The organism is Kitasatospora sp. NPDC002551 (assembly GCF_040296005.1).
In the GTDB taxonomy this organism is placed as follows: Bacteria; Actinomycetota; Actinomycetes; order Streptomycetales; family Streptomycetaceae; genus Kitasatospora.
Genome location: NZ_JBEOWI010000050.1, coordinates 21,766 through 36,114, shown reverse-complemented (window position 1 = coordinate 36,114; position 14,349 = coordinate 21,766). Strand labels below are relative to the sequence as shown.

Sequence of the window (14,349 nt, the reverse complement as noted above, 5' to 3'; positions counted from 1 at the left end):
GCCGGCCGCCGCCCGCTCAGGCGGCGGTCGCCGCCGCGCCGTACTCGGCCAGGAACCGCCCCACCTCCGGCACCCGCCGGTGCTCGCGCAGCCGCTGCGCGGTGTCCGCCAGCATCGAGCGGATCCGGGCCGAGCGGACGTCGCCGAACAGCGCCACGGCGGCCGAGCCGTACGCGGCCGCGCCGGCCAGGTCCCCCCGGCCGAGCCGGTCGTGGGCGAGTTCGGCGGTGTAGAGCACCCGGTTGCGCACGAAGTGCGGCTGCTGGAGCGCCATGGCCAGCCGGGCGTGCTCGCTGGCCCGGTCCCAGTCCCCGAGCGCGGACCAGCACTGGGCCTGCAGCCCGGCGAGTTCGGCCTCGCCGAAGAACGACATCCACTCCGGATCGGCCTCACCCGGGCCCTGCTCGAACAGCCGGCGGGCCCGGGTGACCGCCCGCTCGCAGGAGCCGCGGTCCTGCAGCAGTGCCCAGCCGCCGGCCTCGCGCATCGTCAGCAGGGCGAGCAGCCGGGGGGAGCCGAGGTGCCGGGCGGCGGACTGCCCGGCCTGGGCGGCGCGCAGCGCCTCGCGGGGGCGGCCGGCGTCCCGGGCGAGGAAGGCGCTGTTGGAGAAGACGTGCGCCTCCAGGGCGGAGTCGCCGGCCATCCGCGCGGTGGCCAGCGCCTCCGCGTAGTACGAGCGGGCGTCCGCGAGCCGGTTCGAGTCGTGCGCCAACCAGCCGACCGAGATGGCCAGTTCGCCGGCCCCGGCCTGGAGCCTGCGCTCGGTCTCGGTGGAGTACTCGCAGGCGTCGAGCAGCAGGTAGGCCTCCCGAAGGGAGCGGCCGGCCTGCTCGAACAGCGCGTCGGCGCCGTGCGCGTCGTCGGCCAGCCGGATGTCCCGGACGGCCTGCTCCACGCCGAGCACCTCGGCCGTGCCGACCTTGCGGGGCGGCGGGACGGGGCCGGGGCGGCCGGGCACGACGGCGCCACCGGGCGCCGCGGCGGTGGGGGCGCCGTGGGGGGCGGGGGCCGCGGCGGCCGGGCCGGGCAGGTCGATGCCGATCACGGCGGCCAGCGCGGCAGGGCCGCCGGCCAGGAACGTACGGCGACGCACGTCGTCGTTCTCCTCGTCACAGGGGTGCGGTTCGTCGGGCCACCCGGGCGCCGTCGCGAACCTCGGCACCGGGGCCCCGACCGGTGGGGGCGGTTCCGCGTACGGCGAGGCAGCGTACGGGAGTTGGGTGGAGAGCCGCGAGCGCGGGGCGGGCAGCGGCGGGAACACCGGATGGCCCGGCGGTGGCGCCCCGGCGCCCGGTCCGCCGTTCCCGCTCCCGCGGCCGGCGCCGTCGGGCGGGCGGCGGCGGACGGCGGTGCGGGGGGCGAAGCCGAGGTCGACCAGCGAGCGGTCCGGCCACATGTGCCGGAACACCCGCTCGTACGCGTAGTTGGGACAGCGGATCTCGCCGGACTCGACCCGCCCGACGTACCGGGCGTCGCAGGAGACGTGCTCGCCGATCTCCCGGGCCGCCCGGCGCACGGCCGTGGCGAACTCGCCCGGCGAGCGGTCGCCGCGCAGGGCACGCATCACGGTGTTGGGTGACGGGCGGTTCGGCTCGGCCGGTGGGGTGGCTGCCATGGTGCGCTCCGTGGTGGTGCGGGTGGCGGTGCGAGGGTCGGGCGGCGGGGTCGTCCGGCCGCGGGAGGGTCCGATGGGGCCCGGGCGGGGACGGTCGGGCGCCACGACAGTACCGGGAGTCACCGGTCGGACACGGCGAGTTCACCTCCGAAGTGCCACCAAACGGGGGCAATCCGGGCGTCCTTGCCGGGATCCGCCATGAAATGCCATGCCTTGCTGTAAGACGCCCCGTGGCCTGCGACACCCGCCCGGCGTTGTCCTGGTACGCGGAAGCCCCTGCCGCCGTCCCCCCGCCGCGTCCCTGGCGGAACCCCCACCCGGGCGGCACGGCTTCCGGTCCCGACGAGGTGACAGGAGGGCCCATGCCGGCCACAGGAGTACCGCAGTTCCGCCGCCTGGCCGTCGGCGGGGTGCTCGACGGAGCGGCCCCCGCCCTGATGCCCGAGTCGGCCGACGACCGCGGCCCCGGCCGGTCCCCGTCCGGCGGCGGCCCCTCCCGCCGCCCCCGCACCGACCCGGACGCCGTCCTCGTCGCCGCCTTCGACACCGTGACGGTCGCCCTGCGGCACGGCCTGGAGGCGGTCGACATCCTGCGGCTGCGCCGGGCCTGCGGCGCGGTGCTGCAGAGCCGCAACGGCGCCACCGTCTCCTTCCTCGTCCCGGGCGGCACCTCCACCACCTGGCACCTGCCCGGCAGTTCCTGTACCGCCGGCGCGCAACTGCTGCCCGCCACCGACCCGCGCTGGGTGATGCCCCCGGCGGGAGTCGACTGCGCCGCCCGCCCCACCGACCCCTGGGTCCTGCGCTCCGCGCTCTGCGAGGCCGCCTGCACCCTCACCGCGGGCGGCCTCGGCCCGTCCTGACCGCCGACCGCCCCCGGCCACCCCCGCTGAGCTGCGGGGCTCCCGCGGACGGCGGCGATAATGGCGGGTATGGGACGAAGCAACCGAGCCGGCCGCACCGCGGACCGGGACCGCAGCGCCGCGCCGAGCGAGCCGGCCGCCACCGGCCCCGGCGGCCGCACCCACGCCCAGGGCCCGCTCACCCGCGCCGTCGACTCCGGCCTCGCCGAGCTGCGCCCCGACCGCGACCGCCCCGCCGCCTGGTCGCTGCTGATCGACGGCGCGCCGCAGTCCCTGGTCGACCTCGCCGACCCCGCCCACCTGGGCTTCGAGTACCAGCGCCGGCTCGGCCACCTCGTCGACCTCGTCGCCCCGCCCGGCCGCCCGATCACCGTCCTGCACCTCGGCGGCGGCGCCCTCACGCTGGCCCGCTACGTCGCCGCCACCCGGCCGCGCTCGCGCCAGCAGGTCGCCGAGATCGACACCGCGCTCACCGAACTGGTCCGCGCCGAACTCCCGCTGGAGCGCGGCTGGCAGGTCAAGGTGCGCGGCGCGGACGCCCGCAGCGTGCTGGAGCGCACCCCCGAGGGCACCGTCGACCTGGTGATCGCCGACGTCTTCTCCGGCGCCCGGGTGCCCGCCCACTGCACCACCGTCGAGTTCACCGCGCTGGCCGCCCGGGCCCTCGCCCCCGGCGGCTGGTACGCCGTCAACATCGCCGACGGCTCGGGCCTGCCGTTCGCCCGTTCCCAGGTGGCCACCCTCGGCACGGTCTTCCCCGAGCTCTGCCTGGTCGCCGACCCGGCGGTGCTGCGCGGCAAGCGCTTCGGCAACCTCGTCCTGGCCGCCGCGCACACCCCGCTGCCGCTGGCCGAACTGACCCGCCGGGTGGCCTCGGACGCCGCCCTCGGCAGGGTCGAACACGGCCGCGCGCTGGCCGACTTCGCGGCCGGCGCCGCCCCGGCCACCGATGCCACCGCCACCGCGTCCCCCACCCCGCCCCCGGGCGTTTTCCGTTAGGGTCACCGGGACGGGGGGTCCCGGACGATCCGACCAGGAGGAGCACCCGCCATGGCGATCCGACCGGCCCGGCCGAGCGAGGCGGCGGCGCTCAGCGCCCTCGCCCTGCGCTCCAAGGCGCACTGGGGCTACGACGCGGAGTTCATCGAGGCCTGCCGGGCCGAGCTCACCCTCACCCCCGACCGGATCGCGTCCGGGCGCACGGCCGTCGCCGAGGAGGACGGCCGGGTCCTGGGCTTCGTCACCCTCACCGGGGCGCCCCCGGAGGGTGAACTGGGTCTGCTCTTCGTCGAACCGGACATGATCGGCCGCGGCGTCGGCCGCCGGCTGATGGCGCACCTGCGCGCCGAGGCCGAGGCCCTCGGCTTCGAGCGGATCACCTTCGCGGCCGACCCGAACGCCGAGCCCTTCTACCGGGCGATGGGTGCCGTGCGCCTCGGCACGGTCCCCTCCGGCTCCATCCCCGGACGCCGACTTCCCCTGCTCGCCCTGCACGTGGCCACCCCCGGCTCCTGATCCCCGCCCGTCCTGCCCTGGCCTGCCCTGCCCCGTCCGTCCTGCTCCGTGCTGTCCGTCCGCTCAGTGGCCCTTCGGCAGGCCCCGGTGCTTGTACATCGCGGCGCCGGTCAGCAGCAGCCCGGCCGTGATCGGGGCGAGAACGGAGGTCGCGGTGCCGGCGGTGTCGTGGGCGACGGTGACGGCGGCCGTCCTGGCCGCGCCCGCGCCGGGCGGCGCCGCGGTGCCGGCCGCCGGGGCGCCGGAGGAGGCGGGGCCGCGTTCCCGCCAGGCGGTCCGTCCGCTCGCGCCTCCGCCGCCCGCGGCTGCCGGAGGCCCGGCGGTGGGGGGCGAGGGGCGCTCCGGTGCGGCGGGAGCCGGGGGCGGGGCCGCCGGGCCGTGCGGGGCTCCGCCCGGCCGGACCGGTCGCGCGGCGTCGACGGGTCGCGCGGGCTTGCCCGACGCCCCGTCGGGCGTCCCGTCACGGGCCGCGCGCGTCTCGGCGGGGTGCGTCCCGGCGGGCGCGAGGCCGAGCAGCCCGGAGGCGAGCGCGAACGCGTCCGGCAGAGCGGCCCGCTGGCCCGGCAGGGGGAGCCCGCCGGCCCTGATCCGGTCCTGCAGCGCACCGCCGATCGAACCGGCCACCGTGCCGGTCACCGGGCCGGTCGCGGCGTCCAGCTCCGGAACGACGGCGTCCGCCGCGGCCGGGACGGCGCCGGCGAGCCCGTCGAGCAGTCCGTCGGACGGACCCGGACCGGGCTGCCGCACCGTGCCGTCGGGCGCCGCCGCGCCCGTGGCCAGGGTCCGGCCGGCCGGTTCCGGGAGGGGTTCGCCCCCGGCCGCGAGGGCGACGGGGGCGCCGAACCCCCAGAGCTGCGCGAGCAGCGCCCCGCCCGCCGCGACGGTGCGCGGCCGGGACAGCCACCGCCGGGCCGCCCGCCACCCGCCGCCGACGGTCCGTCGGGCGGGTTCCGGACGCCTGGTCGCGTGTTTGGCTCGCACGTGAATCGAGAACGAGCGGGCGGACCGCGAGGACACGGCCACCGTCACGGACAGTCATCGCGGGCGGCCGCCGGACGACCGGCGGACGGTGCCGGCACGGCCGCCGCGGACCGTCCGCCGTGCTCCGCTCAGGAGTTGGGGCGCAGCGTCCAGACGACCGTCATGACGCCGGTCACCGCGCCGTCGGCACGGGTGATCTCGACGGTCACCGGGAACTCCGGGCGCTCGCCCTTGTCGAGCTCGGCGACGATGTCGGCGGCCGGCCGGCCGAGCACGGCGGTGGCCGTGACGGCGCCCATGGCGAGCTTCTTGTAGGCGATCTCGGCGCTCACCGCGAGCGGCACCGCGCGCGAGAGCTGGTCGCCGAAGGCGCCGAGCACGATGCAGCCGCTCGCCGACTCGGCGAGGGTGAACATCGCGCCGGCGTGCGGGCCGCCCACGTGGTTGTGGTACTCGGGCTGGTCCGGCAGCCGCAGCACGGCGCGCTCCGGGGTGGTCTCCAGGTACTCGAGCTTGAGGGTCCGGGCCATCGGGACGGTGGAGTCGAGCAGCCGGCCGATCGAAGGAGTGGTCATGGCCGCCACGTTACTAGTCAGTAGCTTCCGGTGGCAGATCCGCGAGCGGGGAAAGCGGTGAGACGCGGACCACGGTGCGACGTGCGCCACACCACCCCCGCCCGGCCGTCGCCGATGTGAGGGAACGCGAAAAAGCCCGAGGGGCCGGTCTCTTGACGAGACCGGCCCCTCGGGCTCTGGGGTGAGTGACGGGACTCGAACCCGCGGCCACCTGGACCACAACCAGGTGCTCTACCAACTGAGCTACACCCACCATCTGTCCGGACCGTTCCCGCTCTTCGGCGTTCCCGCTCCGACAGGAAGAACTCTACAGGATCCGAGAGGGTGCTCGCGCCAGGGTTTCGTTCCCCGCACCCGGGCACCCCTGGCGTCCGCGGACATCCCGCGGACCCGCCGGGCCGCCGGACCCTTCCCGCGACCCGGCGGCCCCGGGGCTCAGCCCGCCGGCGCCTGGTACTTCTCGGCGATCGCGCGCGCGGTGTCGGTGTCCGGGCCGGGCTGCGGGACGAACACCGCCTCGCGGTAGTAGCGCAGTTCGTCGATGCTCTCGCGGATGTCGGCGAGCGCCCGGTGGTTCCCGCCCTTCTGCGGGCTGTTGTAGTACGCCTTCGGGTACCAGCGCCGGGCCAGCTCCTTGATCGAGGAGACGTCCACGATCCGGTAGTGCAGGTGGCTCTCCAGCGCCGGCATGTCCCGGCTCAGGAACCCGCGGTCGGTGGCCACCGAGTTCCCGCACAGTGGTGTGCGCCCGGCCTCCGGCGCGTGCTCGCGCACGTACGCGAGGACCAGCGCCTCCGCCTCGGCCAGCGTGACCCCGTGCTCCAGCTCGTCCAGCAGCCCGGAGGAGGTGTGCATCTCCCGCACCACCCCGGGCATGTTCGCCAGCGCCTCGGCGGGCGGGCGGATGATGACGTCCACACCCTCGCCGAGGATGTTCAGCTCCGAGTCCGTCACCAGTGCCGCGACCTCGACCAGGGCGTCCCGGTCGAGGTCGAGGCCTGTCATTTCACAGTCGATCCATACCAAACGGTCATTCACGCCACTCACCCTACGGCGCGATCACGCGCCGCGGGCACCGATGGAGCCGAGCGAGGCGCCGGGGTGCGGCTCTCGGAACCGTGCTCGTCCGGGGCGTGGCCGTCCGCCTCCCGGGCCTCGCGGCCTTCCCGGCCGGGGTGGCCGGCGGGATGCACCGGGCGGACCTCCCGGGCGGACCGCGCCTCCCGGGGCTCCCGGGCCTCCGACGGGGCCGCCCGGCCGCCCTGCGGACGGAGCTGGCCCGCCCTCGCCTGCCGGGCCCGGATCTCCGGCGCCACGTCCTGCGGACGGTCGGCCGCGCTCCGGTGCCCCTGGCCCTGACCGCGCGCCCCCGGCTGCGGCACCCCGTCCTCGGCGGCGGCGTGCTCCGCCGTCCTGGGCGGACGCCCCGCGCCGGGACCGGGCTGCGTCGGGACCATCGGCGGGCGCGCCGGACCGCGGCCGCTCCCCGGCTGCCCGGGGTGCGACTGGTGCCCGGCCGCCTGGTGCGGGTACGGCTGCCCGGCCCGCGCGTGGACGCCCGGCCCGGACGGCTGCCCGTGCTGGCCCGGGTGCGCCGCACCCGGCCCGCCCGGGAACCCCGGGGCACCGGCCGACCCGTGCCCGGCCGGCACACCGTGCCCGCCGGGAGCGCCGTGCTGGCCAGGGAACGACCCGCCCGCGGCGGCCGACGACGCGACCGCCCCGCCCGCCCGCAGGTCGCCGCCCGCCGGAGCGGTCGGCGCCGCAGCGGACGCCCCGGGCCGCCGGGCCCGGTAGCTGGTCCGGTACGCGGCCGGCGAGACCCCGAGCTGGCGCCGGAAGTGGCCGCGCAGCGCCACCGGCGAGCGGAAGCCGCAGCGGCGGGCGACGTCGTCCACCGACAGCTCCGAGGTCTCCAGCAGCCGCTGCGCCTGCAGCACCCGCTGGGTGATGAGCCACTGCAGCGGGGCGCTGCCGGTGAGCGTGCGGAACCGCCGGTCGAAGGTCCGCCGGCTCATGTAGGCGCGGGCCGCCAGCACCTCGACGTCGAACTGCTGGTTGAGGTTCTCCAGCGCCCAGGTGACCACCTCGGCGAGCGGGTCGTTGCCGATCTCCTCCGGTAAAGACTGATCGATGTACTGGGCCTGTCCTCCGCCGCTGCGACGGCTCGGCACCACCAGCCGGCGGGCGAGCGCGTTGGCGGCCTCGGCGCCGTGGTCGCTGCGGACCACGTGCAGGCACAGGTCGATCCCGGCGGCGGTGCCGGCCGAGGTGAGCACGTCGCCGTCGTCGACGAACAGCTCGCGCGGGTCGACGTGCACCCGCGGGTAGCGCTTGGCCAGGGTCGGCGCGTACATCCAGTGCGTGGTCGCCGGGCGGCCGTCCAGCAGGCCGGCCGCGGCGAGGACGAACGCGCCGGTGCACAGGCCGATGATCCGCGCGCCCTCGTGGTGGGCCTTGCGCAGTGCGGTGATCGCCTCGACCGGCGGCGGCTGCGAGATCGAGCGCCAGGCCGGGACGACGATCGTGCCGGCCCGGGCCAGCGCCTCCAGCCCGTACGGGGCGGAGAGGGTCAGGCCGCCGGTGGTGGCCAGCGGGCCCTCCTCGCCGGCGCAGACCAGCAGGCGGTAGCGCGGCACCCCGGCGTCCTGGCGGTCGACGCCGAAGACGGAGAGCGGGATGGAGCTCTCGAAGATCGGTGCGCCGCCGAAGATCAGGACGGCGACGGTCTCGCGGCGGCGGCGGCCGGAGAGCTTGCGGGGCGCCGCGGCCATCGCGGGCGTCGAGGCGCCGCCCGGGCCGACGGCGGAACCGCCGTGGCCGCCGGGTCCGTGCCCCGCCGGGCCGTGTCCGCCGAGGCCGTGTCCGGCGGTGCCGAGGCCGAGCGGTCCGCCGGGGAGTCCGCCGGTGGCCAGGGGGCCCGACAGGCCGGGGAGGGCCGGTCCGAGCCCGGCACTGGGAAGTCCCGGGGCGAAGGCGGTGGCGGACGGGGCGGCGGCGAAGGGCGGGAAGCCGCCGTCGGGTCCGGCGTGGCCGCCCGGGTAGCCGCCGGAATGGCCGGTAACCGACGCCCCGCTCCGGCCGTCCTGGCCGGCTCCGTACCCGCCGGAGTGGCTGACGGCCGGTCGGCTGACGGGGCGTCCGCCGTGCTCAGGGGCGCCCGGGTAGGACGGGGATCCCGTGGCCTGCGGTGCGCCGGAGGCGGCGGTGGCACCCGGTGCCGACGGGGCGCCCGGGACGGACGGGGCCACCGGGGAATAGGAGGGGTGGGAGGCGGTGCCGGAGTGACGGGTGTTGGCGGTGGAGGCCTGGGAGGCGGCGCTTCTCGCGGAACGACCCGCGATGCCGGCCACGGCCTGGCCGCTGTCAGGACCCGCGTCGCTCCTGCTCACCCTGCTCAAGGCGCTCAAGCCCCCTCGGTGGTGTGGTGTGGTGGTGCGGCACTGCTGGCCAAGATCGAATCTATCGGGTGGACCGTTGCCGTTGTGACAAGTTCACCATCCGACGCTATGTCGACATGGCAATTTGGCGTGATGCATTCGATCACGAAGCGTGGCACCCGTCGACCCTTCTGGGAAGAGGGTCGGGGCAACGGTGGCTGGTTGTCGCAGGACGGGTCCTGGGGCGTCCGGCTCCGATGCGCCCGGCCGGTGCGTCTGGGCTGCGGATTTGCCCAAGGGCAGGGGAGCCGTACGAGATTGACCGAAAATAGGCGGTGCACGGGAGGGCGCACAGGCGCACGCCGTGCGCCTCCCAGGCTTCATCCGGCCAGTGCCGGAGCCGGAGGGCGGTGCTCCGGGGTCCTGCCCATCGTTCGCCCGCGGAGCGCCGCCGCCGGCTCGAACAGGCCAAGGGCGGCTTCTGCGCCCGCCCGGCGGGCGGCGGACCCGGGGCGGGGGAGGGGCAGGGGAGGGGCGCGGCGGCGCCCGCGCGGGGCCGAACCTGCCGCGCCGGGACCGGAACTGACGACGCCGATCACGGCGAAAGGGTTGCGCGGCGGACGGATCGGATCCGAGCCGTCCGGCCGGGACGCTCCGATGCTCCGTGCGGGGGCGCGCTGCTGACGGCAGGTGAGCCGTGGGGCGTGGACGGCGCGGCCGACGGCGCTGCCGGCGGTGCGGCCGCGTCGCCGGCGATGCCTCGGTGGCGGAGGCGGTGCGGACCGCCGCGACCGCCCGACCGCCGCGATCCGCTGTGGTGGCCGCCGCCACCGTGACAGCCGCCACGGTCGCCGTCACCGGCACCGCCGCAACCACGGCCGTCCGGTGAGCGGGCGCGGACCGCGTGCGGCTCGTCCGCGTCCGCGAGGACGGCGCGCGATGCCGGACCGAAGGCCGCTACCCGGCCCGGGCCGAGCGGTGCGGCGGCACCGCGAAACTCGTTCGCGCCGGGAGCACGACCACGGGCTCCATCGGCGCGGGGCGGGTGGCGGCATCCTCCGCAAACCCGTCGGACCGGTTTCGGACAGCCTCCCCGGCTCCGGAGTCCGGGGAAGCACTGCCGGTGGCGTGCGCGGTTGAAGGTGTGTGCCCGCCGCCAGGGGTGGATGCCCGGAGGGGCACGCCGTCGCGTGCGCCGCTCCGCGCCGCCGCCCTCCGCTCCACCCCGGGTTCGGCCCGCGCTCCCCGGGCGCCCGGCCCGCCGACCGCTGCCGGGCCCGCTGCGGACCGCGTACCGCCGAGGCCGCGCTCGTTGCCACGCGTGCCGCCCGTGCCACCCGCCGGAGCCGTCCGGCGTGCCACCGCGACCCCGCCGCCGGCGCCGGCGCCGGCGCCGGCGGTCCGGTGCGCGGCAGCCACGCCCTCCGCGAGGGGCTCCGGGCCGGACGCCGGAGCACCCCGGGCCGCCAGCACCTGGCCGACGGCCTCCGGCAGGCCGGCCGCCTTGAGCGTCGGCCGGTAGGCGGGCTCGGCCCACGGGCGGCCGTGGTGCAGCCAGACGCTGCGCAGCCCGGCCAGCTCGGCGCCCGCGATGTCCGCGGGGGCGTGGTCGCCGATCATCCAGGTGTGCGTGGCCCAGTCCCCGGTCGGTGCGATGCCGCACCGCTGGGCCGCGATCTCGAAGATCAGCGGGTCCGGCTTGAGGCAGTCGGCCTCCTCGGAGATCACCCAGCCGTCGACCATCGGGCCGAGGCCGGTCCGGCGGATCTTCTCCAGCTGGGCGCCGGTGCCGCCGTTGCTGACGATGCCGAGCGTCCACCCGGCGGCCCGCGCGGCCCGCAGCGCGTCGATGTTGCGGGCGGGGCAGTGGATGTAGGAGTTGATGCCGTGCCGGTAGTGGGAGAGCAGCCGGTCGAGCGACTCGTCGAGGCCGTAGCGGCGCCGGGCGGCGGACAGTACGGTGCTGCGCGGTACGTAGCCGCCGCCGTCGATCGTGACGAGCCAGTCGACGTCTCCGGGCGGCAGTGACCGTTCGGTCAGAAAGTCCTGAGCCCAGGCCCGGAATGCGGCGTCCCTGGGGAGCAGCGTGTTGTCGAGGTCGAGCAGGAGCAGGGGCATGCCGAGCATGGTGCCAGCGGCCGCTGCTATGCACTTGGCAAATGCCAGAGGCCGTCCCGAACCCGCGCCCCTTGGCCGAAACGGGTGCCGGGCACGGTGGTGCACCACCGCGCACCGCCCGCCTCCGTGCCCGCCTCGCGAGCCGCTGCACGACCGGCTCGCGAACCGGCTCGCGAACCCGCTCACTGCCCGGCTCACTGCCCGGCTCGCCGGACGGCCCGTGGTCCGCCTCCTGGGCCGCCTCACTGCCCGGTGACTGTCGGCAACGGATCGTCATCGATCCATGACAGTCCGGTCACGGTGTCCCGGAGTCCTGTTGCGCCGCCCGGTCCGCTCAGTCAAGCTCCAGGGAACCTCCTTCGCCGGAGGGGCGCCTTCGCGCCCGGGTGAGGGGCGCGTCGCCGTCGGCGCGCGCATCCCTCGTTCGCGGGAAGAGTCTCGCCCCCGAGGCCGCGCGGCTGGGCTGCGTGTCCGGCCCGTCGTACTCTGAAAGGAACAGGTCACAAACGGTGGTGCTCGGCGCAGACCGACGTCTTCCCGTGGGCGGGCCTGCCGCCCGGGCAGCGTTGTCCTCTCCTGTCGGCCCATCTCCTTCGAAGAGCCTTGTGCCATGGCTGGTTCTGAGCCCTCCCGACCGGTGGAACCGGGCGAGGACGCCCGGGGTGGTGGTTTCGCCCGCCCCCTTCGCAACCTCGCGCGCCGCGGGCGCCCCGGCGCAGGCTCCCGCCAGCGGCGGGACGACCGGCGGTCCGACGTTCCGGAGCCCCCGGTGACGGGCCGGCCGGGACCGGGCGCCGAGCGTCCGAGCGCCTCCGGCCTGCCCGACGGCGCGCCCGGCGAGTCGGCGGTCCGCAAGGGGTCCGCCAAGTCCTGCGACCCGGCCTTCCAGCACGGCGTGGTGGTCGGCTTCGACGGCTCGCTCTCCAGCGAGCGCGCCCTCGCCTACGCGGTGGGCATGGCCCGCCGCTCCCAGTGCGGCCTGGTGATCGTGCACGTGGCCAACCGCCTGCCCGCCACCGTCTGGGCGGGTTGCGAGCCGCCGGTCTTCGTCGACCTCCCCGACCACCGGACGGAGGTGCTCGGCCTGGAGCTCGCCTGCGCGGACTTCCTCGCCGGAGTGCCCTGGATCCTCGTCGAGCGGGGCGGCGACATCTGCCACGAGATCGAGGAGGTCGGCCGTGAGTTCGCCGCCGACGCGATCGTGGTCGGTACGACGCACGGCCTGCTCGGCAAGATCTTCGGCTCGGTCTCCGGGCGCCTCGCCCGCCGCGCCAACCGGCCGGTCATCGTGATCCCCTGACGGTCGGTCCGGTCGGCTCGTTTGGTCCGGCGGTCGGGGCGGGGGCGGTGTGGGCCGTCCGTGTTATCCACGCCGACGGCGCGCGGTGCCGCCCCGCTCGGCCGTGCGGGTGCGGCAAAGAATGACAAGGTGATCGTTGGATCAGCCTTACCCCCGCGTCGTATGCCGCGCCGCTCCTCGCGCCGCCCGATCCGCCGTGCCGTCGCGCTGCTCGCCCTCCTCCTCGTCCTGGCCCCGGCCGGGCTGACCGAAGCGCCCCGGGCGTCGGCGGTCCGCCCGGCGGGCGGCGAGGCCGGGGCCGCGGTCCGGCTGGAGGTCCGCACCAACGGCGCGACAGGTGTCGACGTCCGGGTCCGCGCCGACGAACAGCTGCTCCGCGTCTACCGGTTGACGAACCAGGCCGAGTATCCGCTCACCGTCTCGGCCGTCACCGACGCCCAGGTCTCCGGGGCGGCCGTGGTCTGCGGGAGCGGGCAGCCCTTCGCGCTCCCGCCGCTGGGCGTGGCGGAGTGCTCGGCCACCCTGCCGGCCCGCGGTGGGCGGCAGCGGACCGAGGTCCGGGTGGAGGCCACCGCCCCGAAGGGCATGCCGAAGGCCGTCGCGACCGCGGAGGCCGGCTATCAGGGACTGGTCGCCGGGATCACCCTGACCCGGGTCGGCGTCCCGACCGGATCGGGCGTGCTGGCCCGCGCGGACCGTTCCGCGCGTCGGCAATTGATGGTCACTCGGTCACGTGCGGGCGAAGCTCCTTTCGTCGGCGGGTGGGCGGTATCGGGTCGCCGGGCGCTGCCGATGGTGGTCGGCGGCGACGTCCGGCTGCGGTACCGGGTGGACGCCGTCGGGGACTCGCCGATCAGCGCGGTCGGCGTGGTGGATCACCTCCCGGGGGTGGGGCCGGTCAGCTGCACCGGACAGTCCGCCGCCGGACTGCTGGAGATCGGCCGCCCACTGGACTGCACCGCCTCCGGGGAGGCCGTGCCCGGGCGGCACACCGCCGTCGCGAGGGCCGACGGCCTGGCGGTGGACGGCGCGGTCGGCCAGGACGGCCGCCCGCTGGCACCCCGGCCGGTCGCCGCCGAGGCCCCCGGCGACTACGAGGGCGAGGCTCCCGCTCCCGCCCCCGCCCCGCCCGGCCCGGGCGGCAACCCGGCACCGGCGGCCCCCGGCGCAGCTCCGGCGGCCGGTGGGGCCGCCAACCCCGCCGGTGTGCCCCCGGGCACCGCTGCCAATGCCGCCGGTGCCAACGCGCCACCACCCAACCCCGCTGCCCCCGCCGCCGCGGCCGTGCCCCCTGGTGCCGCGGCCGCCGCCATCCCACCTGCCGCGGCGGCGGCAGCCGCAGCAGCAGCCGGGTCCGCCGTGCCGTTCCGTCCGGGCACCAGCATCTTCGGGCTGCCCGCGAGCCCGTTCCAGGCGGTGGCGGCTGCCGCTGCCGCTGCCGGAGCCGGCGGAGCTGCCGGGGCCGCCGCCGGTGCCGGGGCGGCGGGTGGGGCTGGAGCCGCCGGGGCTGCCGCTGCCGCCGGGGCGGCCGCAGCAGGTGGGGCTGCCGGTGGAGCTGCGGCCGGGGGCGCCGGAGCAGCGGGGGCCGCCGCCGGTGCCGGGGCAGCCGCCGGTGCCGTCGGAGGGGCCGGAGGAGCCGGTGCCGCCGGCGCCGGAGCGGGCACGGCAGCAGAAGGAGCCGCCGCAGGTGGCGCGGCCGGCAGCGCGGGTGCCGGTGCGGGGGCCGGCTCCACCGGGCCGGGGAGCCCGGGCCGGCCCGGCAACCCGAACTCGAACGGGAACGCGTTCTCGGCCGCTCAGCTTCCGGACGACACCCCGTTCGACTGGGACGACGACTGGGGCGCCGACGAGGTGCTGATGCTGCTGATGTCGATCGTGCTTCCTGTCCTGGTCGTGCTGGCGGCCGCCCTGTCGGTGCGGCAGCAGCGTCGGAGAGAAGGCCCTGGAGGCGATGGCGATGGTGGCGGCGGTGGTGGCGGTGGCGGTGGCGACTGAACGTCGG

Annotated in this window: 10 protein-coding genes, 1 tRNA gene and 1 pseudogene; 5 read left to right on the top strand and 7 right to left on the bottom strand. The window is 77.1% G+C overall.

The features are described from left to right. Positions 1 to 16: 16 nt before the first annotated feature. A complete protein-coding gene (locus ABT093_RS31575) occupies positions 17 to 1,615 on the bottom strand; it encodes an NsdA family TPR-like regulatory protein (RefSeq protein WP_350570241.1) in 1,599 nt (532 codons plus the stop codon). Positions 1,616 to 1,977: 362 nt separating this feature from the next. On the opposite strand from ABT093_RS31575, the gene ABT093_RS31570 reads away from it, so the two are divergent. Genes ABT093_RS31570 through ABT093_RS31560 form a run of 3 tightly spaced genes read left to right on the top strand, consistent with a single transcriptional unit; the run spans position 1,978 to position 3,993 of the window. Then, the gene (locus ABT093_RS31570; RefSeq protein ID WP_350570240.1) at positions 1,978 to 2,478 is read left to right on the top strand and encodes a hypothetical protein; all 501 of its coding nucleotides are present in this window, start codon (positions 1,978 to 1,980) and stop codon (positions 2,476 to 2,478) included. A 60-nt stretch (positions 2,479 to 2,538) separates the two neighbouring features. Further along, complete coding sequence (locus tag ABT093_RS31565; RefSeq protein WP_350570238.1) at positions 2,539 to 3,477, top strand: spermidine synthase; 939 nt, start codon at positions 2,539 to 2,541, stop codon at positions 3,475 to 3,477. Between the two features lie 51 nt (positions 3,478 to 3,528). Further along, positions 3,529 to 3,993 (top strand): GNAT family N-acetyltransferase, encoded by a 465-nt coding sequence (locus ABT093_RS31560; RefSeq protein WP_350570237.1) that lies wholly within the window; start codon positions 3,529 to 3,531, stop codon positions 3,991 to 3,993. Between the two features lie 63 nt (positions 3,994 to 4,056). Here the strand turns inward: ABT093_RS31560 and ABT093_RS31555 are convergent, their stop codons facing one another. From ABT093_RS31555 to ABT093_RS31530, 6 genes and pseudogenes are all read right to left on the bottom strand, one after another. After that, positions 4,057 to 4,974 (bottom strand): hypothetical protein, encoded by a 918-nt coding sequence (locus ABT093_RS31555; RefSeq protein WP_350570236.1) that lies wholly within the window; start codon positions 4,972 to 4,974, stop codon positions 4,057 to 4,059. Positions 4,975 to 5,102: 128 nt separating this feature from the next. Further along, entirely contained in the window at positions 5,103 to 5,549 is a 447-nt protein-coding gene (locus ABT093_RS31550; RefSeq protein ID WP_350570235.1) for a DUF4442 domain-containing protein, read from the bottom strand. A 177-nt stretch (positions 5,550 to 5,726) separates the two neighbouring features. Continuing rightward, positions 5,727 to 5,802: transfer RNA gene (locus ABT093_RS31545), tRNA-His, on the bottom strand. A 182-nt stretch (positions 5,803 to 5,984) separates the two neighbouring features. After that, positions 5,985 to 6,587 carry an oligoribonuclease gene (gene orn / locus ABT093_RS31540; protein WP_350570234.1) on the bottom strand — a complete coding sequence of 201 codons (603 nt, stop codon included), beginning with the start codon at positions 6,585 to 6,587 and terminating at the stop codon, positions 5,985 to 5,987. Between the two features lie 733 nt (positions 6,588 to 7,320). Further along, positions 7,321 to 8,323 (bottom strand): annotated as a pseudogene (locus tag ABT093_RS31535) (helix-turn-helix domain-containing protein); the annotation flags it as partial. A gap of 1,563 nt (positions 8,324 to 9,886) precedes the next feature. After that, positions 9,887 to 11,047, bottom strand: a complete 1,161-nt coding sequence (locus ABT093_RS31530) for an HAD-IA family hydrolase (protein ID WP_350570233.1) — start codon at positions 11,045 to 11,047, stop codon at positions 9,887 to 9,889. A gap of 817 nt (positions 11,048 to 11,864) precedes the next feature. Here ABT093_RS31530 and ABT093_RS31525 point away from each other — a divergent pair. Beyond that, on the top strand, positions 11,865 to 12,347 hold the full coding sequence (locus ABT093_RS31525) for a universal stress protein (protein ID WP_502884360.1): 483 nt from the start codon (positions 11,865 to 11,867) through the stop codon (positions 12,345 to 12,347). A gap of 162 nt (positions 12,348 to 12,509) precedes the next feature. Beyond that, positions 12,510 to 14,342 carry a hypothetical protein gene (locus ABT093_RS31520; RefSeq protein ID WP_350570232.1) on the top strand — a complete coding sequence of 611 codons (1,833 nt, stop codon included), beginning with the start codon at positions 12,510 to 12,512 and terminating at the stop codon, positions 14,340 to 14,342. The last annotated feature ends 7 nt before the right edge of the window (positions 14,343 to 14,349 follow it).